The 25,317-nt window shown below is 68.8% G+C and carries 21 protein-coding genes and 1 riboswitch; of the genes, 11 read left to right on the plus strand and 10 right to left on the minus strand.

Annotated features, from left to right (window positions below; all coding sequences use genetic code 11):
* Positions 1-85 precede the first annotated feature (85 nt).
* Both PIJ50_RS04390 and metH read left to right on the plus strand, forming a co-directional pair.
* A complete protein-coding gene (locus PIJ50_RS04390) occupies positions 86-1,126 on the plus strand; it encodes a homocysteine S-methyltransferase family protein (protein WP_271973070.1) in 1,041 nt (346 codons plus the stop codon).
* Positions 1,123-3,825 carry a methionine synthase gene (metH, locus tag PIJ50_RS04395; RefSeq protein ID WP_271973072.1) on the plus strand — a complete coding sequence of 901 codons (2,703 nt, stop codon included), beginning with the start codon at positions 1,123-1,125 and terminating at the stop codon, positions 3,823-3,825. The genes PIJ50_RS04390 and metH overlap by 4 nt, the downstream gene beginning before the upstream one ends.
* On the opposite strand, the gene PIJ50_RS04400 is transcribed toward metH, so the two are convergent.
* Genes PIJ50_RS04400 through PIJ50_RS04420 form a run of 5 tightly spaced genes read right to left on the minus strand, consistent with a single transcriptional unit; the run spans position 3,798 to position 8,750 of the window.
* A complete protein-coding gene (locus PIJ50_RS04400) occupies positions 3,798-4,361 on the minus strand; it encodes a cob(I)yrinic acid a,c-diamide adenosyltransferase (protein ID WP_271973074.1) in 564 nt (187 codons plus the stop codon). The two genes, metH and PIJ50_RS04400, sit on opposite strands and share 28 nt — an antisense overlap.
* Positions 4,362-5,102: an ABC transporter ATP-binding protein gene (locus tag PIJ50_RS04405; protein WP_271973076.1), complete on the minus strand. Its 741-nt coding sequence runs from the start codon at positions 5,100-5,102 to the stop codon at positions 4,362-4,364. It abuts the gene before it with no gap.
* Positions 5,099-6,082 (minus strand): FecCD family ABC transporter permease, encoded by a 984-nt coding sequence (locus PIJ50_RS04410; RefSeq protein ID WP_271973078.1) that lies wholly within the window; start codon positions 6,080-6,082, stop codon positions 5,099-5,101. The genes PIJ50_RS04405 and PIJ50_RS04410 overlap by 4 nt, the downstream gene beginning before the upstream one ends.
* Positions 6,079-6,882, minus strand: a complete 804-nt coding sequence (locus tag PIJ50_RS04415) for an ABC transporter substrate-binding protein (RefSeq protein ID WP_271973080.1) — start codon at positions 6,880-6,882, stop codon at positions 6,079-6,081. The genes PIJ50_RS04410 and PIJ50_RS04415 overlap by 4 nt, the downstream gene beginning before the upstream one ends.
* Positions 6,876-8,750, minus strand: coding sequence for a TonB-dependent receptor plug domain-containing protein (locus PIJ50_RS04420; protein WP_271973082.1), 1,875 nt, complete (start codon positions 8,748-8,750; stop codon positions 6,876-6,878). The genes PIJ50_RS04415 and PIJ50_RS04420 overlap by 7 nt, the downstream gene beginning before the upstream one ends.
* Positions 8,751-8,874: 124 nt before the next feature.
* Positions 8,875-9,071, minus strand: a riboswitch (cobalamin riboswitch).
* 158 nt (positions 9,072-9,229) lie between these two features.
* Between PIJ50_RS04420 and ypfJ the strand changes: the two genes are divergently transcribed.
* Positions 9,230-10,084 carry a KPN_02809 family neutral zinc metallopeptidase gene (ypfJ, locus tag PIJ50_RS04425; RefSeq protein WP_271973084.1) on the plus strand — a complete coding sequence of 285 codons (855 nt, stop codon included), beginning with the start codon at positions 9,230-9,232 and terminating at the stop codon, positions 10,082-10,084.
* Between the two features lie 135 nt (positions 10,085-10,219).
* A complete protein-coding gene (locus PIJ50_RS04430; protein ID WP_271973086.1) occupies positions 10,220-11,113 on the plus strand; it encodes a PhnA-like protein in 894 nt (297 codons plus the stop codon).
* Positions 11,114-11,195: 82 nt separating this feature from the next.
* Here the strand turns inward: PIJ50_RS04430 and glf are convergent, their stop codons facing one another.
* Entirely contained in the window at positions 11,196-12,347 is a 1,152-nt protein-coding gene (gene glf, locus PIJ50_RS04435; RefSeq protein ID WP_271973088.1) for a UDP-galactopyranose mutase, read from the minus strand.
* Positions 12,348-12,507: 160 nt separating this feature from the next.
* Between glf and PIJ50_RS04440 the strand changes: the two genes are divergently transcribed.
* From PIJ50_RS04440 to PIJ50_RS04465, 6 genes are all read left to right on the plus strand, one after another.
* Positions 12,508-13,650 carry a glycosyltransferase gene (locus tag PIJ50_RS04440; protein WP_271973089.1) on the plus strand — a complete coding sequence of 381 codons (1,143 nt, stop codon included), beginning with the start codon at positions 12,508-12,510 and terminating at the stop codon, positions 13,648-13,650.
* A complete protein-coding gene (locus PIJ50_RS04445) occupies positions 13,647-14,807 on the plus strand; it encodes a glycosyltransferase family 1 protein (RefSeq protein WP_271973090.1) in 1,161 nt (386 codons plus the stop codon). The genes PIJ50_RS04440 and PIJ50_RS04445 overlap by 4 nt, the downstream gene beginning before the upstream one ends.
* Positions 14,804-16,867: a glycosyltransferase gene (locus tag PIJ50_RS04450; RefSeq protein WP_271973091.1), complete on the plus strand. Its 2,064-nt coding sequence runs from the start codon at positions 14,804-14,806 to the stop codon at positions 16,865-16,867. The genes PIJ50_RS04445 and PIJ50_RS04450 overlap by 4 nt, the downstream gene beginning before the upstream one ends.
* Complete coding sequence (locus PIJ50_RS04455; protein WP_271973092.1) at positions 16,851-17,975, plus strand: zinc-dependent alcohol dehydrogenase; 1,125 nt, start codon at positions 16,851-16,853, stop codon at positions 17,973-17,975. The genes PIJ50_RS04450 and PIJ50_RS04455 overlap by 17 nt, the downstream gene beginning before the upstream one ends.
* Positions 17,975-20,272: a glycosyltransferase family 4 protein gene (locus PIJ50_RS04460; protein ID WP_271973093.1), complete on the plus strand. Its 2,298-nt coding sequence runs from the start codon at positions 17,975-17,977 to the stop codon at positions 20,270-20,272. Before PIJ50_RS04455 ends, PIJ50_RS04460 begins: the two co-directional genes overlap by 1 nt.
* A 69-nt stretch (positions 20,273-20,341) precedes the next feature.
* Entirely contained in the window at positions 20,342-21,460 is a 1,119-nt protein-coding gene (locus tag PIJ50_RS04465) for a mechanosensitive ion channel family protein (protein ID WP_271973095.1), read from the plus strand.
* On the opposite strand, the gene PIJ50_RS04470 is transcribed toward PIJ50_RS04465, so the two are convergent.
* A complete protein-coding gene (locus PIJ50_RS04470) occupies positions 21,457-22,593 on the minus strand; it encodes a lytic murein transglycosylase (RefSeq protein ID WP_271973097.1) in 1,137 nt (378 codons plus the stop codon). The two genes, PIJ50_RS04465 and PIJ50_RS04470, sit on opposite strands and share 4 nt — an antisense overlap.
* Before the next feature lie 125 nt (positions 22,594-22,718).
* Here PIJ50_RS04470 and PIJ50_RS04475 point away from each other — a divergent pair, with 125 nt between their 5' ends.
* Positions 22,719-23,348 carry a trimeric intracellular cation channel family protein gene (locus tag PIJ50_RS04475; protein ID WP_271973099.1) on the plus strand — a complete coding sequence of 210 codons (630 nt, stop codon included), beginning with the start codon at positions 22,719-22,721 and terminating at the stop codon, positions 23,346-23,348.
* On the opposite strand, the gene PIJ50_RS04480 is transcribed toward PIJ50_RS04475, so the two are convergent.
* The 3 genes from PIJ50_RS04480 to PIJ50_RS04490 all read right to left on the minus strand — a co-directional run bounded on the left by PIJ50_RS04480 (position 23,349) and on the right by PIJ50_RS04490 (position 25,300).
* Entirely contained in the window at positions 23,349-23,639 is a 291-nt protein-coding gene (locus tag PIJ50_RS04480) for a hypothetical protein (protein ID WP_271973101.1), read from the minus strand. It abuts the gene before it with no gap.
* A gap of 87 nt (positions 23,640-23,726) precedes the next feature.
* Positions 23,727-24,746, minus strand: coding sequence for a glycosyltransferase family 8 protein (locus PIJ50_RS04485; RefSeq protein WP_271973103.1), 1,020 nt, complete (start codon positions 24,744-24,746; stop codon positions 23,727-23,729).
* Positions 24,747-24,838: 92 nt separating this feature from the next.
* Positions 24,839-25,300 (minus strand): copper chaperone PCu(A)C, encoded by a 462-nt coding sequence (locus PIJ50_RS04490; protein WP_271973105.1) that lies wholly within the window; start codon positions 25,298-25,300, stop codon positions 24,839-24,841.
* Positions 25,301-25,317: the final 17 nt, after the last annotated feature.

Consider the following 25,317-nt stretch of genomic DNA (forward strand, 5'->3'; position numbering starts at 1 on the left):
TCGCGGGGTCGGCGTCCGGCGCATCCGTTTTACTTTGGGGGCGCGCCGGTTTATCTTCGGGCGCTGTCCTTCAAGGTGAACGCCCATGTCGACTTCGCTGGTTCCCCCTTCGCCCACCCATGACGCGTTGCGCCGGCTGGCGCGGGAGCGCATCCTGATCCTGGACGGCGCGATGGGCACGCAGATCCAGGGGCTGGGCCTGTCCGAGGAGGATTATACCGGCCACGGGTCGGGCCATGCCTGCCGGCACCATTCGGATCATCCGCAGAAGGGCAACAACGACCTTCTGATCCTGACCCAGCCTGAGGCGATCGAGGAGATCCACTTCAACTATGCCATGGCGGGCGCCGACATCGTGGAAACGAACACGTTTTCGGCCACCACCATCGCGCAGGCCGATTACGGGCTGGAAGCGGCGGTGCACGACCTGAACGCCGAAGGCGCGCGCATCGTGCGCCGCGCCCTGGACCGCGCGACGGCGATCGACGGCAAGCCGCGCTTTGTCGCCGGGGCGGTGGGGCCGACGAACCGCACGGCCTCCATCAGTCCGGACGTGAACGATCCGGGTTTCCGTGCCGTCAGCTTCGACGATCTGCGCGTGGCGTACGGCCAGCAGGTGCGCGGGCTGATCGCGGGCGGGGCCGACATCATCCTGATCGAGACGATCTTTGACACGCTGAACGCCAAGGCCGCGATCTTCGCCTGTTTCGAGGCGTTCGAGGCCCATGGGCAAAGCCTGCCGCTGATGATCTCAGGCACGATCACGGACGCGTCGGGGCGGACGCTGTCGGGGCAGACGCCGACCGCGTTCTGGCATTCGGTGCGCCATGCGCGGCCCTTCACCGTGGGCCTGAACTGCGCCCTGGGGGCGGAGGCGATGCGCCCGCACATGCAGGAGTTGTCGGGCGTGGCCAACACCTTCACCTGTGCCTATCCGAACGCGGGCCTGCCCAACGCCTTCGGCCAGTATGACGAGGGCCCCGAGGACACGGCCCGGCAGGTGGAGGGCTTTGCGCGCGAAGGGCTGGTGAACGTGGTGGGCGGCTGCTGCGGCACCACGCCCGCGCACATCCGCGCCATCGCCGCCGCCGTCGCCCCCTTCGCGCCGCGGGAGGTGCGGGCATGAGCCGCTATCTGCGCCTGTCGGGGCTGGAGCCCTTCGTCCTGACGCCGGACATTCCCTTCGTGAACGTGGGGGAGCGGACGAACGTCACCGGATCGGCCCGTTTCCGCAAGCTGATCACCAACCGCGATTATGCCGCAGCACTGGACGTGGCGCGCGACCAGGTGGAGAACGGCGCCCAGATCATCGACATCAACATGGATGAAGGGCTGATCGACTCCCGCGCCGCCATGGTGGAGTTCCTGAACCTGATCGCCGCCGAACCCGACATCGCGCGGGTGCCCGTGATGATCGACAGCTCCAAGTGGGAGGTGATCGAGGCGGGCCTGAAATGCGTGCAGGGCAAGGCCATCGTGAACTCCATCAGCCTGAAGGAGGGGGAGGAGGCGTTTCGCCATCACGCGCGGCTGGTGATGCGGTATGGCGCGGCCGTGGTGGTCATGGCCTTCGACGAGGAGGGGCAGGCCGACACCTTCGTCCGCAAGACCGAGATCTGCGCACGGGCCTATCGCATCCTTGTGGAGGAGATGGATTTCCCGCCCGAGGACATCATCTTCGACCCCAACGTCTTCGCCGTGGCGACGGGGATCGAGGAGCACAACAACTACGGCGTCGACTTCATCGAGGCGACGCGGTGGATCCGGCAGAACCTGCCCTACGCGCATGTGTCGGGCGGGGTATCGAACCTGTCGTTTTCCTTCCGGGGGAACGAGCCGGTGCGCGAGGCGATGCACGCGGTGTTCCTGTTCCACGCCATCAAGGCGGGCATGGACATGGGGATCGTGAACGCGGGGCAGCTGGCCGTCTATGACCAGATCGACCCTGAATTGCGCGAACGGTGCGAGGACGTGGTCCTGAACCGCCGCCCCGACGCGACCGAGCGGATGCTGGAGGTGGCCGAACGCTTCCGCGGCGGCGCGCGCGAGGAGAAGGTGCGCGATCTGGCCTGGCGCGACTGGCCGGTGGAAAAACGGCTGGAACATGCGCTGGTCAATGGCATCACCGAGTTCATCGAGGCCGATACGGAGGAGGCCCGTCTGGCTGCTGAACGCCCGCTCCATGTGATCGAAGGGCCGCTGATGGCCGGGATGAACGTGGTGGGCGACCTGTTCGGCGCGGGCAAGATGTTCCTGCCGCAGGTGGTGAAGTCCGCCCGCGTGATGAAGCAGGCCGTGGCCGTTCTTCTGCCCTACATGGAGGAGGAGAAGATCGCGAATGGCGGCGCGGCGCGGCAGGCGGCGGGGACCGTGCTGATGGCGACCGTGAAGGGCGACGTGCACGACATCGGCAAGAACATCGTGGGCGTCGTGCTGGCCTGCAACAACTACGAGATCATCGATCTGGGCGTGATGGTTCCGCCGCAGAAGATCCTGGAGGTCGCGCGGGAGCGGAAGGTGGACGTGATCGGGCTGTCCGGCCTGATTACGCCGTCCTTGGACGAGATGGTGCATCTGGCGTCGGAGATGGAGCGGGAAGGGTTCGACATCCCGCTGCTGATCGGGGGGGCCACGACGTCGAAGGTGCACACGGCGGTGAAGATCGCGCCGCGCTACACCAAGGGGCCGGCGATCTATGTGACCGATGCCAGCCGGGCGGTGGGCGTGGTCAGCCAGTTGCTGTCGCCTACGCAGAAGCAGGCCTATGTGGACGGCATCCGCGAGGAGTACGTGCAGGTGGCCGAGCGGCATGAGCGGGCGGAACTGGCCAAGCAGCGCCTGCCGCTGGCCGCCGCGCGCGCCAACGCGTTCAAGGCGGGCTGGACAGGATATTCGGTGCCCGCGCCGCAGTTCCTTGGGGCGCGGATCGTCGAGGACTGGAATCTGGAGGAGATTGCCCGCTACATCGACTGGACCCCGTTCTTCCAGACGTGGGAGTTGAAGGGCGTCTATCCGCGCATCCTGGAGGATGAGAAGCAGGGCGAAGCCGCACGTCAGCTGTTCGCCGACGCGCAGGAGATGCTGGCGCGCATCATTGCCGAAAACTGGTTCCGGCCACGCGCCGTCGTGGGCTTCTGGCCTGCGAACGCGGTGGGTGACGACATCCGCCTGTTCACCGGCGAGGATCGGGAGCAGGAGCTGGCGACGCTGTACACCCTGCGCCAGCAGACGACAAAGCGCGAGAACCGCCCGAACGTGGCGCTGGCGGACTTCGTGGCGCCGGAGGGCGTCGCGGATTACGTGGGCGGCTTCGTGGTGACGGCGGGGCCGGAGGAGACGGAGATCTCCGCCCGGTATGAGAAGGCCAACGACGATTATGGCGCGATCATGGTGAAGGCGCTGGCCGACCGTTACGCCGAGGCGATGGCCGAGATGCTGCACGCCCGCGTGCGGCGCGAGTTCTGGGGCTATGGCGCGGACGAGACGTTCACCCCGCAGGAGATGATCGGCGAGCCCTATCGCGGCATCCGCCCCGCGCCCGGATATCCGGCGCAGCCCGACCACACGGAAAAGCGGACCCTGTTTCGCCTGCTGGACGCGGAGGCCGCGACGGGCGTGACGCTGACCGAAAGCATGGCGATGTGGCCCGGATCGTCGGTGTCCGGCATCTATATCGGGCATCCGGACGCGTATTACTTCGGCGTGGCGAAGGTGGAGCGGGACCAGGCCGAGGATTACGCCCGCCGCAAGGGCATGCCACTGGACGAGGTGGAGCGCTGGCTGGCGCCGATCCTGAACTACGTCTCGGCCCGGTCGACGGGTTGAGGTAAGCTGCGGTTCTTCTGCCAGGCGCGTTCCTGCCCGCCAGAGGACACGCGGGCCGCGACGAAGAGGAGGTCCGACAGCCGGTTGAGGTAGACGCAGCCAGGGGTGGTGCGCGGATCGTTCACCGCCAGAAGCGTGCGTTCGGCGCGGCGACAGACCGTGCGGGCCATGTGCAGCGCGCCGGTGGCGGGCAGGCCGCCGGGCAGGATGAACTCTTTCAGCGGGGGCAGATCCTCGTTCCAGTTCTCTACGAGAAGGTCGAGGCGGGTGATGTGCGCGGGGGTCAGCGCCTCGCGGCCCGGGATGGACAGGGCGCCGCCCAGGTCGAACAGGTCGTGCTGGATGGTGGTCAGGGCGTCGCACAGGTCCGTGCTGTCCAGCAGGCTTTCGGCGAAGCCGATGGTGCTGTTGAGTTCGTCGACCGTGCCTATCGCCTCCATCAACGGCGCGGTCTTGGTGATGCGGGAGCCGTCGGACAGGCCCGTGGTGCCGTCATCTCCGGTGCGCGTGACGATGCTTGACAGGCGATGGCCCATTCAGTCCCCCCTTGGCGGCGCAAGGTCCAGCGCCTGAAAGATCGGGCCGTGGGGCCCTTCGGTCACATGTGCGCGGATTCCGAAGACCTGCGCAAGGTTGTCGGCGGTCAGCACGTCCATCGGCGGGCCGTCGGCGTGGATGCGGCCCCCTTTCATCAGGATCAGCCGGGTGCAGTGCCGCGCCGCCAGCCCCGGATCGTGAAGGGAGGCGAGGACGGTGCGGCCCGCGGCCGCGCGGCGGGCGAAGACGCGCATCGCCGCGATCTGCGCCGCGGGGTCGAGGCCGGCGATGGGTTCGTCGGCCAGCAGCAGGGGCGTGTCCTGCGCCAGCGCGCGGGCGATCAGGACGCGGGCCTGTTCGCCGCCCGACAGCTCCGTTGCAGGGCGGTGGCGCAGGGGGAGGAGGTCCAGCGCCGTCAGCGCCTGTTCCACCTGTGCCGGATCGGGGGTCTGGGCGACGCCGCCGAGGGCCACGATGTCGGCCACCGGCATGGGCCAGGCGATGTCGCGGGTCTGGGGCAGAAAGGCGGCGGCGCGGGCGCGCCCGGCAAGGGGGAGGGCCGCGACCGAGGAATGGCCGGTGGCGGGCAGAAGGCCCAGGGCTGCGCGCAGGAGGGTCGTCTTGCCCGCGCCGTTGGGGCCGAGAAGGGCCGCGAACTCCCCCGCGTTCAGGGACAGGTCGACGCCGTCCAGCACCACGCGGCGGCCGCGGCGGACGGTCAGCTTGTGCAGGTGCATCATGCGCCTTCCCTCCGCATCCGCAGGATCAGGTGCAGGAAGAAGGGCGTGCCGACAAGGGCGGTGAGGACGCCGAGCTTCAGGTCCCGGTCGGGCATCAGGAGGCGGACGGCGATGTCGGCCGCAAGGACCAGCGCCGCGCCGCCCAGGGCCGAGGCGGGAAGAAGGCGCGCGGGGCTGCCCCCCACCGCGCGGCGCAGGACATGGGGGGCGGCGAGGCCGACGAAGCCGATGGCGCCCGCCACCGCCGTGGCCGCGCCGACCATCGCCGCGACGCCCAAGACCAGCCGCCAGCGCAGCGCGCCCATCCGGATGCCGGAGGAGGCGGCCGCATCCTCGCCCAGCGTCAGGGCTTGAAGGCCGGGGCCGAGGGACAGGAGAAGGGCGCCGCCCGCGATCATGAAGGGCAACGCGATCCCCACATGCAGGAGGGAGCGGTCGGCGAGGGAGCCCATCATCCAGAAGATGATCTCGTTCGCGGCGAAAGGGTTGGGGGAGAGGTTGAGGACGAGGGAGGTGGCGGCGCCGGCGAGGGCGGAGAGGGCGACGCCGGCGAGGATCAGCGTCAGCGCGCCGCCGCGCGGGCCGGCGAGCAGCAGGATCAGCGCGACGGAGGCCATGGCCCCCGCGAGCGCGGCCAACGGCAGGCCGAGGGGGAAGGCGGCGGCGAGGCCGGTCTGGATCGCCAGCACCGCGCCGAGGGCGGCCGCGCCGCTGGCCCCGATCAGCCCCGGTTCGGCCAGAGGGTTGCGCAGGAAGCCCTGAAGCGCCGCCCCCGACAGGCCGAGCGCCGCGCCCACCATGAGGCCGAGAAGGGCGCGGGGAAGCCGGACCTCTCGCATCACCAGGGTCAGCATCGGGTCGTTGCCGGTGAATAGGGCGTGGAGGCTGGGGAGGGGCGGGACGCGCGCGGGGCCGATCAGGAGGGAGGCAGTGAACAGGGCGGCGACCAGCAGCGAGAGGGCGAGGAGAAGGCGGCTCATGGTGCGGCGGCCTTTTGCAGGTCGGTGATGGCGTGCAGGATGCGGGGAGTGCCGCAGACCCAGTCGCGGTCCGTGCGGTGCTGCGGGGCGAGGTGGCGCAGGCCGGGATGGTCCAGAACCGCCTCGGCCCGCGAGGCGCCGGGATAGGGGGCGCCGCGCAGGATGAGGTCAGGGGAGGCGAGCATCAGCACCTCCAGCGGAAGGGTGCCGCCAAAGGACAGGCCCCGTTCGGCGGCGATGTTGGTGAAGCCGGCGGCGGCGATGATCTGGCCCGCGAGGCTGTCCGGCCCTTCGGCGTAGCTGTTTGCGCCGTAACTGGCGGCGCGGGGGCGGGGCGTGGCGGGCGGCGGCAGGGCGGCAAGGTCGGCGTCGAACTGCGCGATCGTTCGGGTGGCGTCGCGGCCCAGCACTTCCCCCATGCGGCGCAGGTTGGCGCGAATGTCGTCGAGGGTGCTTTCGGGGTCGAAGGTTTCGACCCGCAGGCCCAGACGACGCAGCATGTCCAGCGTCGCGGGGGAGGAGAAGCGGCCCGCTAGTACGAGGTCGGGGCGGAGGAGGAAGATCTCCTCGGCGAGGCCGTGGTTGGGGGGGAGGGCCTGCGCCTCGGCCGCCATGACGGAGGCGCGGGGGTCCTGCGACAGCGCGCTGACCGAGACGAGCTGGCCGGGGGCGGCCAGCATCAGGGCCAGCTGGTCCGTGCAAAGGTTCATGGACACCACGCGCGCGGGCGCATCCCCCGCCGCGGCGGGCAGGGCGAGGCCGCAGGCGAGGGCCGCGGCGCGGAGCCCGCGCCCTACCACCGCGCCTGCACCCCGACATAGGCCTGCCGCCCGCGCGTGGCGTAGCCCCAGACGTCGGAATAGCTTTCGTCGAAGAGGTTGGTGACGCGGCCGGTCAGGCGCACCTCCTTTGTCAGGTCGTAGCCGGCGGCGAGGTCGAGGGTGGTGTAGTTCGGGAGTTCCGCGCGTTCGTAAGCGCCATAGAACTGGTCGTCGTAGTTGCCCGCCACGTGACGGACGGTTGCAGTGGCCGACGCCCGATCCTGAAGGAAGAACAGGGTGGAGGACAGTTGCAGTTCATGCTTCGGCCGGCGCACTTCGATGCGGCCGTCCGGTCCCTGCGCGTCCAGATAGGTGTAGCCGAAGGACAGGTCGAGGGCGTCGGTGGCCTGAAGTTTGCCCGTCACCTCGATTCCCTCGCGCGGGCTTTCGCCGTCGGCGTTGAATGCAAAAGCGCGATAAGTCTCAGGAGCAACAAGTATGTAGAGGTTCGTGATCTCGTTCGTCAGTTGTTCGTGGAAATAGGTTACATCAACGAGAGCACGGCCGTTCAGGAAAGTGAATTCCGCCCCCAGATCGTAGCTGCGGTTCTGCTCGGGGATCAGATCCGGGTTGCCGATGGCGGAAGCGGAACCGAATAGTTCCGCATAGGACGGATCGACCTGTGCGCGCCCGGCCGAGGCGTGCAGGCGCACCGGCTGGCCGGGGATGCGCCAGGACAGACCCAGCGTCCAGCCGGTGAAGTCGTCGAAGACCTTGTTGTCGTCGCGCCGCACGCCCGCCTGAAGATCCAGGCCGTTGTCCAGCGACGCGCGGTATTCGAGGGCCACGGACTCGCGTTCCCGTTCGTAATCGGTGGCGACATTGGAATCGTCATCCTCGTGTTCCACCAGCACGTTCAGGAGGTGGCGCGCCTGATCGACCGGCAGGCCGTCAAGGCCGTAGCTGAGGCGGTACTTGAGCGTGTCGCTTTCCGCGCGTGTCAGGTCGGATTCGAACGTGTCCAGCTTGAAGACGGATCGCTGGTAATCCAGCCGGTGGGTCAGGCGACCGCCCAGCGTGGACAGCTCCCCGAACAGGGCGCCCTGAAACTCTCGCGTCTCGCCTTCGGGCGTCTTGTCGTCCACGATGAGATCCGCTTCGCCGGTGGAGGGGCCGAAGCTGTCATATTCATACTCCTCCTTCGTCCAGCGGAGGGTGGAGCCGAAGGTCAGGGTGTCCGTCGCCTTCCAGTCCCCGGCGAGGCCGATCGTGTTCCGGCGCAGGCCGTCCTTTTCGCCGCCATCGCCGGAATAGTCGAAGCCGTGATCGTCGAGTTGCGAGAGGTTCAGCGAAAGGCCGCCCTGCACGCTGCGCTGGCTGACATGGGCGGAGGCGGAATGGCCGTTTCCGACCTCGGCCGAACCCCCATAATGCAGGCCTTCGGCGCCCTTGTCGGTGATGATGTTGACGACGCCGGCCGAGGCGCTGGAGCCGTAGAACACCGATTGGGGGCCGCGCAGAACCTCCACCCGTTCGATGTTCTGCACCGAAAGGCCGGACAGGAAGTAGTCGGCGGGGGAGCCGCCGCTGACCTCCACCCCGTCCACGAGGATCAGGGTGTGGTTCGCCTCGGCGCCGCGGATGCGGATCTGGGTGCTGCTGGGGCCGCTGCTGCTGACGGCCACGCCGGGCACGCCGCGCAGGGCGTCCTGAAGAGTGGTGACGCCGCGGGCTTCGATCTCCTCGCGCGAAAGGACCGTGTGGGCGCGGCCATAGGCGTCGGCGGGGGCGGGGGTCAGGCCGCCCGACACGATGATGGGGGGCAGGACCGTCACCTCTTGCGCGCGGGCCGCGGACAGGGGGGCGAGGAGGGCGGTGGTCAGGAGAAGAAGGCGGGTATGGGTCATGGCGGTCTTTCCGGGGTGCAGGGGGGCCTGCGGAGGACGAAGGGGGACGGAAGGACCGGGGCCCTGCCGCAGACGATGGGTCACCTCTGCGGTTGGGCCGCATCCCGGACGCGCCCCGCGCCGGGATTGGGTGGTCGCTGCGGCAGGTCTCCTGGCTTGCGGGTCACGGTTCGGGGCGGCCTTCCCGGGGAGGAACCCCAGTGGCACGGGTGCCCGTCACTCTCCGCCTACAGTTGCGGGGGCAGCTGCGGATTGGCCCGAAGGCGCACCGCATTCCCTTTCAACCCGGCGGGTGCCGGGACCGAAGCAGGGCGCAGATTTCAGGGTTGAGGGTTTGTGTCAAGCGGCGCGCGCCGGCGGGGGGAAGATGGCGGCGCGGGTGATGACAGCGCGCCACAGCCTTCGCGTGGAAGATGAGGAGGAACCGCAGGCCGCACTGGGCGCTTTTGGTGGGACATCAGTATCATCGGGGGCAACGGATGCAGTGGCGTGGACGGCGTGGAAGCCAGAACATCGAGGATCGTCGGTCGCGCAGCGGCGGGCGTGCGGGCGGGATCGCCGTGGGTGGCGGAAGCGTGGGCCTGCTGGCGATCGTGGTGATCGGCTATTTCCTGGGTGTGGACCTGACGCCGCTGCTGAACGACCAATCGATGCAGAACACCGGGGGCGGAGAGATCACCGCCGCCGACGAGGAGGCGGCGCAGTTCGTGTCCGTGACGCTGGCCGACACCGAGGACGTGTGGGCCACCGTGTTCCGCGAACAGCTGGGCGAAACGTACACCCCGGCGGCGCTGGTGCTCTACAAGGGCGTGACGCAGTCGCCCTGCGGCGGGGCCAGCGGGGCCACGGGGCCGTTCTACTGCCCCGGCGACCGGAAGGTGTATCTGGATACGGACTTCTTCGTGGCGATGGAACGGCAGCTGGGCGCGGGTGGCGATTTCGCGGCCGCCTATGTGGTCGCGCATGAGATCGGCCACCACGTGCAGGACGAACTGGGCATCCTGTCGCAGGCCAACGCTGCGCGTGGCAGTTCCAGCGAGGCGGACGCCAACGCGATTTCCGTCCGGATCGAGTTGCAGGCGGACTGCTTCGCCGGCATCTGGGCCCGGCACGCCGAGGCGCAGTTCGGGTCGATCGAGGCGGGCGACATGAACGAGGCGGTGAACGCCGCGCGCCAGATCGGCGACGATACCTTGCAGCGCAATGCAGGCCGCGTGCCCTCGCCGCACACCTTTACCCACGGGACGTCGGAACAGCGGTCGCGCTGGTTCCAGACGGGGCATGACAGCGGTCAGCTGGAATCCTGTGACACCTTTGCGGCCGAGCGTCTGTAACCCAAGCCGAGGATGTTTCGCAGGAAAATGCAGCTTCTTCCGCTTCCTGCGGAACCTTGCCGATCAACTTGCGTTCACTGGACGGTGATGCGTTCCTAAGCCCCGGGTCGGGGCTGCGCGTCCTGGGAGCAGACTATGACATACACGACATCACCCGGTACCACCTCCGCCGTGGACACCTTGACCGAGGACGCGCGGTATCGCCACAAGAACATCTCGTGGGGTGCGGTTCTTGCGGGCGTCGCCGTTGCACTGATCGTGCACGTGCTGCTGAGCCTGCTGGGCATCGGCATCGGGATGGCCACGCTGGATCCGGGCACAGGCGACAATCCCGCCGCGTCCACCTTCTCTGTCGCGTCGGCGGCGTGGTATGCCGTTTCGGGCATCATCGCGGCCTTTGCGGGCGGCTTCGTCGCTGCGCGCCTGTCGGGCCGCGCCACGGCGCAGATCGGCGGCCTGCACGGCCTGACCGTGTTCGCCGTGACGACGCTGTTCATGCTGTACCTGCTGTCGTCGTCGATCGGTTCGATCGTGGGCGGCACGTTCAGCGGCATCTCCAGCGCCGTGGGCGGGCTGAGCCAGACGGTTGCGCAGGCCGCGGGCCCCGCGCTGGAAAACGCGAACCCGCTGGACGCGCTGGAGCGTCAGGTCCGTTCGACCGGCAATGATCCGGAAGCGCTGCGCCAGAATGCCGTGGACGCGATCCGCGCGCTGGCCACCGCAGATGAGAACGGCGCCGACGCCGCCCGTCAGGAAGCCGCGCAGGCCCTGGCCGATGCGCGCAACATCCCTCTGCCGGAAGCCCAGCAGCAGGTGGCCCAGATGGAACAGCAGTACCGCGAGACCGTCGAGCAGGCCCGTCAGACCGCTGTCGAAGCGGCCGACACCGCCGCGAATGCCCTGACCGTGGGCGCGCTGGCCGCCTTTGTGGCCCTGCTGGCCGGTGCCATCGCCGCCTTCCTGGGTGGCCGCAGCGGCGTCGTCGCCCCGGTGACGCATGTGACCACCACCCGTGACGTTCGTCACTGAATGAAGAAAGGGCGGCCGCAAGGCCGCCCGATCCCGTTCTTTCCTGCGCCACCGGCCCCCGCGGCCGGTGGCGTTTTTCATGTCACAAGGGATCGACGGTGAAGGCGGGCATGCTGTCCGGATCCGCAAGGAAGCGGCGGCCGCAATCCAGCGCCTCGCGGATGGTGACGTCCATGTCGAGGTAGCGGTAGGTGCCGAGGCGGCCGAGGAAGGTCACGTGCCGTTCGTTCTGCGCGCGGTCCAGATACTGGCCCAGCAGCGCCTTTTCGTGCACCTGGCGGATGGGGTAGTAGGGGATGTCGTCGGGCTCGCAGGCGCGGCTGAACTCGCGGTAGAGGACGGAGCCCTCATGCTCCTCCCACGGGGAGAAGTGCTTGTGTTCGGTGATGCGGGTGAAGGGCACCTCCACGTCGCCGTAGTTCATCACGGCGCAGCCCTGCCAGTCCCCGTCATGCGTGAAGCGTTCGAAATCCAGCGTGCGGTAGCCGAGACGGCCGAGATCGTAGCCGAACCAGCCATCGATCGGCCCGGAATAGAACACGTGGTCGTGGTTCGCGCGGTCGGCCGGGTCCATTTCCGTGTTCAGGTGCACCGAGATGTTCGGATGATCGAGGATGCGGCCCACGAGGGCGGTGTAGCCGTCTTCGGGCATCCCTTGGAAGCGGTGGAAGAAGTAGTTGTCGTCGTAGTTGAAACGCACGGGCAGCCGCTTGAGGATGCTGGCCGGCAGGTCGCGTGGTGAACAGCCCCACTGCTTCTGGGTGTAGCCCTTGAAGAACGCCTCGTAGAGGTCGGGGCCGACGAAGCGCAGGGCCTGATCCTCGAACGTCTGGGGGTCGGCGATGGTGGTGTCGGCCTGCTCTTCCAGAAAGGCCCGCGCCTCGGCCGGGCGGAAGGTGCGTCCGTAGAACTGGTTGATCGTGTGCAGGTTCACGGGCAGCGAGTAGACCGCCCCGCCCGAGGTCGTCTTGACCCGGTTGCGGTAGGGGCGGAACGCGGCGAACCCGTTGACGTAGTCCCACACCTCGGCGTCGTCGGTGTGGAAGATGTGGGGGCCGTAGACATGCACCATCACGCCGGTGTCCGCGTCACGTTCCGTGTGGCAGTTGCCGGCGATGTGCGGACGGCGGTCCACCACCTTCACCGCGTGTCCGGCCTCGGCCAATGTGCGGCCCACCACCGCGCCCGACAGGCCTGCGCCCACTATCAGGATCCGCTTGGAGTTTGGGTTCATGCCTGCTCGCATTTTTGTTGGAATCCGGGTTGATCCGGGTGAACATCGGGAAATCGCGCAAGTTCCAGCAAAGTGTTGGAACCGACGCGTTCTTTTTGAAGTTGTAGTCCAAATATGTTGCGCGTCCCGAGTTGAGCGCTGTTATGTTTTAAGAGACCGAATGGCCACGCGCATCATCGCAGTTTCGGATTTCTGCGATCCGACCCCTCCGACCCCGACCTCCCCTGCGCCGGATGCGGCCCGCGCCTTCTGGCGGGCGACGCCCTTGCCCCACCCCGGCCCGCGCCCCGACGTGGTGGGCGGGTATCTGGAACGGTTGCCGCTGGCCTGTGTGGCGGCTGGGCTGGTGGACAGCGCCGAGGTGTGGCGCTTTGCCGGGGATGACGCGCGGCACGATCCGGTGGGGGTGAAGGGGCCGGAAGGGCTGATCTATCGCACGCTGCGGGCGGACGGGCATTCGGCGCCTTACGGGTCGGTCGATGCGCTGGCGCATATCGCGGTGCATGGCGCGCCGAAGATCCTGTGCGTCTGGGGCCTTGGCGTGAACGAGGCGTTGCTGGAGGCCTGCGCGGACAGCGTGATCGTCTACAATTCGATCGACGCGCCGGCGCTGCGGCTGCCGCCGGAGGTCAGCCGGCATGTCGACCTGTTCCTGACCGGTGCCGAGTGGCAGTCGGACGAGATCCGGGCCCGCCATCCGGACGCGCTGTGCGCCGTGCTGCCGATCGGGCCGGACTTCGCGTCGGACCGGACGTTCTTTCCGACGGGGGCGGCGAAGGACTATGACGTCGTCTATGTGGCGGCGACGCAACCCTACAAGCGGCACGACCTTCTGTTGGACGCGCTGGCGCGTCTGCCGGGGCGGCGGGCGCTGTGCGTGGTAGGCTATGGCCACATGACCGGTGATCTGCGCGCCGAGGGCGAGCGGCGGGGGTTGCAGATCGACTGGGTGGGGCCGGTGGATCATGGCGAGGTGAACCGCCTGATCAACCGCGCCAAGGTGGGCGTGGTCTGCGGCGTGGACGATGGCGCGCCCGCGATCCTGACGGAATACATGCTGGCCGGGCTTCCGGTTCTGGCCAATGCGGGGCTGGTCTGCGGGCGGCAATACATCCGCCCCGACACCGGGCGCGTGGCGTCCGAGGCGGAGTTTGCCCAAGTTCTGGGCGAGCTGATCGACAGCGCCCATACCTATGACCCGCGGCCGGTGGTGCAGCGGAACTGGACGTGGCCCCATTCGGTTAAGAAGCTGGCGGATTTGCTGGATCACGCGCGGCAGCGCAAGAAAGAGGTGTATGCATGAACGTATTGCCCATCGACCCCCTTCTTGCCAAACCCGCGCCGCTGATCTGTTTTTCCCATCTTCGCTGGGATTTCGTGCTGCAGCGCCCCCAGCACCTGATGTCGCGGTTCGCGCAGGAACGCCCCGTCTGGTTCTGGGAGGAGATGATCCCCACGGACCATCACCTTGCCTATCTGGAATTCCACGCCTTCGAGGGGACGAGCGTGCAGGCGATCCGCCCGCGCGTGCCCGCCCGCCTGTCGGCCGAGGAAGCGGCCCAGGCGCTGTCGGGGCTGCTGGACCAGCTTCTGGCGATCACGGGGGCGCATCAGCCGGTGCTGTGGTTCTATACCCCGCAGATGTGGCCGATCGCGCGGCATCTGCGCCCCGCGGCCGTGGTCTACGACTGCATGGACGAGCTGTCGAACTTCCGCTTCGCCCCGCCGGACCTTCAGCGCAACGAGGCGGCGCTGCTGGCGGCGGCCGACGTGGTCTTCACCGGCGGCTACAGCCTTTATGAGGCGAAGCGGCACCAGCACGGGAACATCCATCCCTTCCCCTCGGCCGTGGAGGCGGAGCATTTCGGGGCGGCGCGGGCCATGCGCTGCGATCCGGCGGATCAGGCGGGCATTCCGCATCCGCGCCTTGGCTATTACGGCGTGATCGACGAACGGCTGGATCTGGACCTTCTGCGCGACGTGGCGGCGGCGCGGCCCGACTGGCACATCGTGATGGTGGGGCCGGTGGCAAAGCTGGCGCCGGGCGATCTGCCGCGGGCGGCGAACATTCACTGGCTGGGGCAGAAGGGCTACGGCGAACTGCCCGCCTATCTGTCCGGGTGGGACGTGGCGCTGATGCCGTTTGCCATCAACGAGGCGACGCGCTTCATCAGCCCGACCAAAACGCCGGAATATCTGGCGGGCGGGCGCCAGGTCGTGTCCACCCCCGTGCGCGACGTGGTGCGCCATTACGGCGACGTGGAGGCGGTGCGGATCGCGGATGACGCCGCCGGCTTCGTGCAGGCCTGCGAGGCGGCGCTGGCGACCGGCCCCGGCCCCTGGTTGGACAAGGTGGACCGCGTGCTCGCCGAGATGAGCTGGGACAGCACCTTTGCCCATATGAAGCGGCTTCTGGACGGCGCGCAGCTGGTGCCGCTGCGGGCCGGAGTGTCCGGGTGACACCAGCCTTTGACGTGGTTCTGGCGACCGACAGTGCGGAGCCTTCGGGCGTCGGGCGCATGATGCTGACGCTGGCCGGGGGGCTGTCGGGGGTGCGGCTGCTGTTTGCCGATCATGCGGCCGGCCGGGCACTGGTGGCGCAGGCCCGGACGCGGGGGCTGGAGGCCGCCGTTGTGGCGGACGGGGCGTGGGACATCGCGTTCCGGGGGGCGGCGCTGGTCAACGTGCATGCGGGCATCGGCTGGGAAAGCCACGGGCTGTGCAAGATCGCGCGGGACAGCGGCGCGATCGTCGTGCGGACAGAGCATCTGCCTTGGCTGCTGACCGATCCCGGCCAAGTCGAGGAATACAAGGCGGCGCTGGCGCGGGTGGATGGGGTGATCACGGTCAGCCGCGCCAGTGCTGACAGCTGGGCGCCGGTGCTGGCGGCGATGCGGCCCGGCCTGCCGCTGCGGTCGATCCCCAACGGCGTGCTGGCGGCACGGCGCGACCGGGTGGTGCCGCCGGTGCCGACGATCCTGTGCGTGGCGCGGTTCACGGCACAAAAGAACCATTCCGTCCTGATCCATGCGATGGCGCGGCTGCGCCGGACGCATCCCGACGCGCGCCTGATCCTTGCGGGCTCCGGGCCGGAGGAGGCGCGCATCCGCGGCCGCATCGCCCGCCATGGCGTGCGGGCCGAGATCCTCGGCCCTTCGGACGACGTGCCGGGGCTGATGGCGGGGGCGGACGTGATGGTGCTGCCCTCGGCCTTCGAGGGGTTGCCGCTGGTGGTGCTGGAGGCGATGGCCGCGGGATGCCCGGTGGTCGCCACCCGCATCGGCGGCGTGACCGAGGCGCTTGGCGACGATCACCCGTGGCTGGTGCCGGCGGGGGACGCGCGCGCCCTTGCGGCGGCGCTGGCCGAGGCGCTGGACCGCCCGGACCTGCGGGACCGCATGGCTGCCCGTCAGAAGGCCCGCTTCGCCCAAGGCTACACCGCCGACCGCATGGCCGCGGACACCAACGCGTTCTTCACCACCCTGTTGCAGACAAGACAAAGGACGACCCCCATGACGACACGGCTCGGTTTTATCGGCGCGGGGGGCATTGCCCATCGCCACTTCGGCGTGCTGGAGCATATGGCGGATGTGCGCATCGCCGCCATTGCCGATCCGGACACCGGACGGGCCGAGGAGGCTGGGCGGCGTTTCGGGGCGGCGGTGTTCGCCGACCACGCGGCCATGCTGGACACGGTGGAGCTAGACGCCGTGTTCATCTGCGTGCCGCCCTTCGCGCATGGGGACGTGGAACGCGCCTGCATCGCGCGCGGCCTGCCCTTCTTTGTGGAAAAGCCGCTGTCGCTGGACCTGAAGCTGGCCGAGGAGATTTCCGCTGAGGTGGAGGAAGCGGGCCTGATCACCGCCGTGGGGTATCACTGGCGGTATCTGGACACGGTGGACGAGGCGCGGGCGCAGCTGGCGCAGAACCCCGCGCACCTGATGACCGGCTTCTGGCTGGACCAGACCCCGCCGCCCCAATGGTGGTGGCGCGAGGACGGTTCGGGCGGGCAGGTCGTGGAACAGGCGACACATGTGATCGACCTTGCCCGTTTCCTAGCCGGCGATGTGACGGAGGCGTTCGGTCTGGCCGCGCGCCGCGACCGGCCGGATTTCAACGGGCTGACGGTGCCCACGGCCACCACGGCCAGCCTGCGCTTTGCCAGCGGGGCGATCGCCAACCTGTCGGCCACCTGCCTGCTGCGCTGGAACCACCGCGTGGGCCTGCACGTCTATGCCGACGCTCTGGCGATGGAGATCACGGATCACGACATCATGGTGGATGTGGGCCGCGGCCGCCCGGTGCGCCACGCCGAGGGCGATCCCGTCTGGCGCGAGGACCGCGATTTCATCGACGCCGTGCAGGGCAAGGAGAACCGCATCCGCTGCCCCTATGCCGAGGCGCTGGAAACGCATCGCGTGGCGCTGGCCATCTCGCAATCCGCGGCCTCGGGCGCGGTCGTGAAGATGGAGGTGCTGCGGTCCAACCCGCAGCCGTTTTTTCGTGAAACCGCTTCGTAGGATGCCCGCCCTGCCGCACCAGCACCGCCACATCCGCAGCCTTGGGATCGAGCGTCCGAACGAGCCCTACTTCTTCGGCTATGACGAGGGCCCGGCGGGCGACGGGCAGCTGCGGCTGGACCTGATGTATTCGGGGATCAGCGCGGGAACCGAGCTGACCTTCATGAAGGGCACGAACCCCTACCTGCACAGCCGCTGGGACGAGGGCCGCGGCGTGTTCGTGGAAGGGGAGGCCTCGGCGCATTATCCGGTCAACTTCCTGGGCTACATGGAAGTGGCGCGGGTGATCGACGCGCGCGCCGGCGGTTTCCGCAACGGCGACGTGCTGGCCACGACCTTCGGGCACAAGACGGGCCACACCGCCAACCCCGACCACGACCTGCTGCTGCCGATGCCCGAAGGGATCGACCCGATGCTGGGGGTCTTTGTGGCGCAGATGGGGCCGATCGCGGCCAACGGCATCCTGCACGCCGACGCCGAACAGTTCGGCGCGCATGTGCCGCATCTGGGCGCGGGCGTCGCGGGGCGGCCGGTGCTGGTCTGGGGCGGCGGCACGGTCGGCCTGTTCTGCGCGCTGTTCGCCCGCCGGGCGGGCGCGTCCGAGGTGGTGGTCGTCGATCCCTCGGGCTGGCGGCAGGATCTGGCGCGGCGCATGGGTTTCGCCGCGATGGGCGAGGACGAGGCGTGGCGCTACGCCAAGGCCCGCTGGAATTCCAAGTCGGGCCGCGGGGCGGAGATCGTGTTCCAGACCCGCGCCCATTCCGGCAGCCTGCATCTGGCGCTGCGGGCCTTGCAGCCGCAGGGCACCATCATCGACCTGGCCTTCTATCAGGGCGGGCTGAACGACGCGCGGCTGGGGGAGGAGTTCCACCACAACGGGCTGTCCATCCGCTGCGCCCAGATCAACCGGATGCCGCGCCCGGTGGCGGCGGCCTGGAACCAGCGCCGGCTGGCGCAGGAAACGCTGGCTTTGCTTGCGACCGACGGCGAGGCGATCCGCCAGCACATGATCACCCATGTGGTGCCCTATGATGACGCGCCGGACTTCCTGCGCCATCTGGTCCGCGACCGGCCCGAATTCCTCCAGATCGTGCTGGAGCATTCGTGATGGACGGCACCGATCGCGAACGCGAGGAACGCCGCGCCGTAGAAATCCTGTCGCGCGGCGACTTCCCCGACCCGCATCCGGACGCGGGCAAGATCCGCATCCTGTGGGTCTTCGCCTGGCTGGTCGTGGGAGGAGAGGAAACGGAGGTGCGGCATCTGGCGCGCCTTCTGGACCGCGACCGCTACAAGATCACGGTGCTGCCCTGCTTCCGCAAGGACGGCATGCCCGAGCAGAGCCACGAGCAGCTGCGCGCCCTTGGGGTGGAGGTGGACATGACCGCCTACGCCCTTGGGTTCGAGGAGACGGTGGAATACCTGCGCCGCCGGATCGCGAAAGCCGACATCGTGCTGTCGTCGCAGGACGTGGCGGACATCTATCCGGCCATGGACCGGCTGGCCCTGCACCCCCCGCTGATCGAACATGGTGGTCTGGTGCGCGAGGCGCTGTCGGGGCCGAAGCACCACACCACCCGCTATGTCGGCGTGTGCGACACGATCCGCGAGGCGGCGGCGTCCCGAATGCCGGATCGGCCGCAGCATGCGCTGGAAATCCCGTCGATGGTGGATCTGGCGGAGTTCGATGCGGCCGCCCGCGCCCCCATGCGCGAACGGCTGGGCGTGGCGGAGGGGGAGGTGCTGATTGGCTGGGTCGGCCGTCTGGACCGCAAGAAGCGGGTGGAGGATTTCATCCGCGCCGCCGCCGATCTGGCGGGCACGCATCCGACGGCGCGTTTTGTCGTCGTGGGCGGGCCGGACGCCTTCATGCCCGAATACGCGCACGAGCTGCACCATCTGGCGCATGATCTGGGTCTGAACGGGCGGCTGACCTTCACGGGCGATCGGGCGGACGTGCCGGACCTTCTGGCGGCGATGGACGTGTTCTGCTGGCTGTCGCGCGGCGAGGGGATGCCCCATGTGATCGCCGAGGCCGGGGCCGCGGGCCTGCCCGTGCTGGCCACGCCCGACAACGGCGCGTTGCAGCAGATCCGCGACGGCGAAACAGGGCTGTTCGTTCCGCATGAGGATCCGGTGGAGCTGGCCGCCGCCCTGCGCCGTCTGGTGGACGATCCCGCCTTGCGCCGCCGGTTGGGGCAGGCGCTTCAGGGCCATGTCCGCGCAACCTATGCGGCCGAAGTGGTCGTGCCGCAATGGGAGCGCCTGTTTGCCGAGGTTCTGGCGGAACGACCCGTGCCGCCCAAGGCCGAGGCGTTCCAGAGCTTCGTGCTGGGGGGGTGGGAAAGTTCCACCCACCGGTTGCGGAACGGGACGCGGCTTGATGTGCTGGAATCGACCGGGCACGACCGCAACGCGGCGGGCGATTACCGGCAGCTGGCGGGCCTTGGCATCCGCGCCCATCGCGACGCCGTGCGCTGGCACCGGATCGAGGAGGCGCCGGGGCGCTTCGACTTTTCCTCGGTCACGCCGATGTTCGAGGCGGCGCGGGACACCGGCACGCAGGTCATCTGGGACCTGATGCATTACGGCTGGCCCGACGATCTGGACATCTGGTCGGCGGCCTTTGTGGACCGTTTCGCCGCCCTTGCCCGGGCCGTGGGGCGGCACCACCGCGAGGTGACGGACGCCGTGCCCTTCTGGTGCCCGGTGAACGAGATCAGCTTCTTTTCCTGGGCCGGGGGGGACGCGCAGTATCTGAACCCCTTCGCAACGGGCCGAGGGTTCGAGCTGAAGGTCCAGATGGCCCGCGCCTCCATCGTGGCCATGCAGGAACTGCGGGCCATCGACCCGCGCGCGCGTTTCGTGCACGCCGAGCCGTTGATCGGCATCCACCACGCCGACCACACCGGCCGCCCCCGGTGGGAGGCGCAGGGCTGGCACGACGCGCAGTTCCAAGCGATGGACCTGCTGTCGGGCCGGATCTGGCCGCAGATCGGGGGGGATCCGTCGTTCCTCGACATCGTGGGGGTGAACTACTACTTCAACAACCAGTGGATCCATGGCGGGCCGCCCATCGACATGGACCATCCGCTCTACGCCCCCTTGTCGGACCTGCTGTTCGAGGTGGCCGCCCGCTACGACCGGCCGGTGATGATCGCGGAAACGGGAACGGAAGGGGAGCGGCGCGCGTCTTGGCTGCGCTACGTGTCGGACGAGGTGCAGCGGGCGCGGGCGCGCGGCGTGCGGGTGGAGGGGATCTGCCTTTATCCCGTGGCGAACCATCTGGGCTGGGACGACAACCGCCTGTGCCCGAACGGGCTGGTGGGGCACGAGCCCGCCCCCCGCGGGCGCGCCGTCCACGACCCCCTTGCGGCGGAGGTTCGCCGGGCGCTGGCACGGTGACGGGACGGGTCGCGATTTCGTCAGGCCCCGGGGCGTGACCTTGCGGCCCGCCACCCTATCCTTCGCGCCATGACCTTTGACACCGTACGCCTTTTTGCCCGCGAGGCGACGGGGTGGCTGCCGGACTGGCTGGTCACCCTCATCATCCTGGCGCTGGCCGTGCTTCTGGCCACGCTGTGCTATCGTATCCTGTTCCGCATCCTGACCCGGATCGTGGCGGGGCGGGAGCTGTTCTGGCGATCGCTGGTGGAACGCGGGGCGGCGCCGCTGCGGCTGGTGATGATCATCGTGACGCTGATCTTCGGCACGGCCGTGTCCCCCCTGACCAGCGGCGAGGCGCAGATCCTGTGGCGGCTGCTGACGGTTGGCACGATCATCTGCATTGCCTGGATCTCCTACACCGCGCTGTATATCTGGACGACGATCCACATGCGGCGGTTCAAGCTGGACGCCGAAGACAACCTGATGGCGCGCAAGCACATCACGCAAAGCCGCATTCTGGTGAAGGTCAGCAAGATCCTGATCATCGTGATCGCGGTCGCTGCGGTGCTGATGACCTTCGACGCGGTGCGGCAATACGGCGTGTCGCTTCTGGCCTCGGCCGGGGCGGCGGGGATCGTGGCGGGTCTGGCGTTGCAGCCCTTGCTGAAGAACCTGTTCGCAGGAATCCAGCTGGCCATCACCCAGCCCATCCGCATCGACGACGCCGTGATCGTGGAAGGCGAATGGGGGAATGTGGAGGAGATCACCTCCACCTATGTGGTGATCCGGGTGTGGGACTGGCGGCGGCTGATCATTCCCTTGAGCTATTTCATTGAAAAGCCGTTCCAGAACTGGACGCGCGAGAATGCCGAGCTGATCGGGGTGGTGATGATCTATCTGGACCACACCGCGCCCATCGACCGGATCCGCGCCGAAGGGGAACGGATCGCCCGCGCCTCGCCCTTGTGGGACGGCAAGGTCTACAACCTGGCCGTGACCGATTTCCGCGAACGGGTGATGGAGGTGCGGGTGCTGGTGTCGGCCCGCAACGCGCCGCGCACCTTTGATCTGCGGTGCGAGGTGCGGGAAAAGCTAGTGGCCTTCATCCAGCGCGAATTCCCCCACGCCCTGCCCCGCACGCGCGAGGAGGTGCAGGCGAGCACGCCGGGCGTGCTGGCCCGCGATCTGGGGCAAGAGCCGGGTTAGCCGAGGCTGCGCAGAAGGGCGAGCGAGGGTTCGCCCGTCACCGCCTGCCCGGTGCGCGTCTGATAGGCGCTGATGGCGGCGCGGGACTTGTTGCCCAGCACGCCGTCCGCGCCGCCCGTGTCGAAGCCCCGCGCCGTCAGCCGCTGTTGCAGGGTGATGCGGTCGTTCTTTGTCAGGCCGTTCGCGTCGGGCGGGAAGCTGCCGCGCAGCGGGCCCGCGCCACCGATCCGGTCGGCCAGATGCCCCACGCCGATCGCGTAGAGGTCGGAGTTGTTGTAGCGCTTGATCGCGCGGAAGTTGCCGGTCACGGCAAAGCGCGGTCCGCCCGCCTGCGGCTGGAGGATGGTGCCGCCGGCGCCGCCGCCGGTCACCTCCTGCCCCCAGCGGACACCACGAGTCCAGCCGCTGCGCGCAAGATAGGAGGCGGTGGAGGCCAAGGCGTCCGACGGATCGTCGGACCAGATGTCGCGGCGGCCGTCGCCGTTGAAGTCCACGGCATACGCCTCATAGGACGTAGGGATGAACTGGGTGTGGCCCATGGCGCCGGCCCAGCTTCCTGTCATGCCTTCGGGCGTGATGTCGCCGTTCTGCAGGATGCGCAGGGCGGCCATCAGCTGCTGTTCGAAGAAGGCCGCGCGGCGTCCTTCATAGGCGAGGGTGGAGGTGGCCGCGATCACCGGCACGTTGCCCCGCCGTTCGCCGTAGAAGCTTTCCAGCCCCCAGACGGCGGTGACGATCGTGGGGTCCACGCCATACCGCGCCTCGAGCGTGGACAGGACGGCGCGGTTGCGGGCATAGGCGGCGCGGCCCTTGGCCACCCGTTCGTCCGACACGGCGATGGACAGGTAATCTTCCAGCGTGCGCGAGGATTCGGGCTGGTTGCGGTCGCGCGTGATCGCGCCGGGCAGGAAGCCCGCCGAGCGGAAGGCCCGGTCTACCGTGGCGGGGGTGATCCCGCGGGCGGTGGCGCGGCCCCGGAAGGCCGCCAGCCACGCGTCGTATCCGGCGTCGCGCACGGGGCGCAGGTCGTCGGGCAGGGCGGCGGGGGCCGAGGTGCCGCCGGGGAAGGTGTTCGTGCAGGCCGAAAGCCCGAGGGCGCCCATCCCGATGGTGAAGTGCCGCCTGCCGATCATGCCATGTCTCCGCTTGGTGTCGGGTCCGACAGTAGACGATGGGGAGGGGGCCGCAATGGGGGATGCGGGTGTTGGACGATCCCCGCCGATTGTGGCATAAGGGAAGGCCGCGGAACGAGGCTCCGATGACCCCCGACACGATCCAGTCCCTCACCCACTCGGCCCTGCCTTGGCTGGATCTGGCTGGGATTTCCGTTTTTGCCGTGTCGGGCGCCCTGGCGGCGGCGAAGGCGGGGCAGACCATGGTGACCTTCGCCTTCTTCGCGTCGGTCACGGCGATCGGGGGCGGGACGATGCGCGACCTGCTGATCGGGGCGCCGGTGTTCTGGATGCACGATCCGGTCTGGATCTCGGCCTGCCTCTTGGTGGCGGTGGCGGTGTGGTTCACGCCCCGGCGGTTGTGGCCGCTGCGCGCGGTGGAATGGTTCGACGCGGTGGGGCTGGCGGCCTATGCGGTCTATGGATCGGGCAAGGCGCTGGCTTATGGGATCCCGCCGCTGCCGGCCGCGATCATGGGGGTGGTCACGGCTTGTCTGGGCGGCATTCTGCGCGACGTGTTGGCGGGCACCCCGTCCATCGTCATCCGGCCCGAGCTTTACGTGACGGCGGCGGCGGTGGCGGCGGGGCTTTACGTCGCCCTCACCTCGGTCGGGGTGGCGCCGTGGCTGGCGGCGGTTCCGGCCGCCGGCGCGGGGTTCGGCCTGCGGGCGCTGGCGCTGCTGCGCGGGCTGGCCCTGCCGGGATACCGGCGCTGATCAGGTTTCGGCGCTGTCCACCCAGACAAAGGCCTGGGGGCACATGTTGGCGATCTCGGGATGATCTTCGCGCAGTTTCAGAAGGGCGGTGCGGGTGACGCCGAGGGCCACGTCGCTGCGCACGTCGAAATTGTAGAGCGCTTCGGAAATGCCGTGGATGGCCGTCAGGCGTTCGGCGTCGTCCTTCCAGTCCCACGCCAGCAGCGCGCCGGAGATGTTGCGGATCGCCGCCATCCCTTCCAGCATGATGTCGCATTGCAGCGTGGTGCGGTCGTCAACCGTATGAGTCATGGGGATCATGTCCTGAGATCGGGGCTGTGCCGGATCTAGCGCGGCCGGGGCGGGGAACACGGGATTTCGTGCCAAATCCGCGGGGCTTCACAGGGCCCCGCGTTGCAGGTCCCGGCCCGGTTCTGCGGCGGGCTCCGGGCGCTGTGCCGTTGACGCCGGAAGGACACAATACCGGGTGGGGAACCGCGACAGGTAGCGCGTCATCCTTCGCCCGTTCATCAGGTGGCGCAGAAGCATCGCCACCATGATGCGGTTGTCCACGGGCATGTGGGACATGTTCCGTTCGATCCGCAGGTCAGGGAAATGTTCGCGCAGGAAGCAGGCCATCGCCACGGCGAAGCGGGCGGGCAGGGCGTGCTGCGGCGCGTTCCACGGCTTTTCCTTGCCGATGAAGTGGACGATGTTGGCGCCCACCACCGCCTCGTGCAGGCGGGCGGCCTTGCTGTATTGCCAGTTCCAGACGGGTGAGAGTTCGGTCCAGTTGCGGTGCAGCACGATGTTCAGAAGGGTCTGATCGTGGCGGCGCAGGCGGCCCTGGCAACCCGAGCCGTGGGCGATGGCCTGTTCCTCCACGCCTTGGTCCTGCCACAAGGGCACGTCGATCAGAAGAACACCGCTGTTGAAATAGGGCGCGTTGGGCAGGCCGGCGGTCCGGAACTCCTGTGGCATGCGGGCGGGGGTGCGCCATTGGGGGTTGTCGCGCACGGCGGCCACGGGATTGGACAGCGGCACGTCCAGAAGGCGCGAAAAGTCGCCGTCCTGGATGAAGACGTCGGCGTCCAGATACAGGATGCGGTCATAGTCGTTCCCCAGCCGCCGGGGCAGAAGCAGCCGGTGATAGGCGCTTTCGGAGCGGCGCTGGTCCAGCGCGAAGCCGGCGAAGGTGGTTCCCGGTTCCAGCGCCACGGGGCGGAGCCCGAGATGGCGCAGCGTGTGGGGTATGACCGGGGCCGTGGCGTCGCAAAGGCAGATGTCGAAGTCGCGGTCGGGGTGAAGGGCCGCGATCTGCGAGGCTGCGAAGAGGGCGAAAGGCCGATACCGGTCGTCGCAGCAGAAGGCCACGGCCTTGCGGGGGCGGGGCTGCGGAAGGGGTGCCGGCTGGGTCATGGTCGGGTCCGTGGCGATACCGGGCATGGGGCCCGGCGGCACCTATAGCAGACCGCCCCGCCCGGGCGCAAAGGGGGCGGGGCGCGGGCCCGTCAGTGATGATGGTGCTGCATCTTGCCCGCGTTCACCGCCATCACCGGCACGGCGATGGTCAGGGGCGCGGCCTGTTCAAAGGTCAGCGTGACGTCGATCGTGGCGCCCTGCACCAGCGGTTTGGCCAGGTTTTCAAGCATCAGATGCTTGCCGGAGGGGGCAAGCGCGACGGCTTCGCCCGCCGGAAGGGGCAGTCCGTCCGGCAGCGGGGCCATGCGCATTGTGTCGTCCTTCATCACCATCTCGTGGAGGGACACGGCTTGCGCGGCGTCGGTGGTGGCGGAAACCAGCCGATCATCGGCGGCCCCGGTGTTTGTCAGCGTCATGTAGACGCCGCCCACGGGCGCGCCCGGAAGGGTGGCGCGGGCAAATGCGTCGCGGACGGCGATGGGATTCGCGTCCTGCGCCAGCGCAGGGCCGGCGAGCGCGAGCGACAGGACGAGGGTCAGGGGGCGGAGCATGGGAGGGTCCTTTCGAA

Source organism: Falsirhodobacter sp. 20TX0035 (assembly GCF_028307215.1).
Lineage (GTDB): Bacteria > Pseudomonadota > Alphaproteobacteria > Rhodobacterales > Rhodobacteraceae > Falsirhodobacter.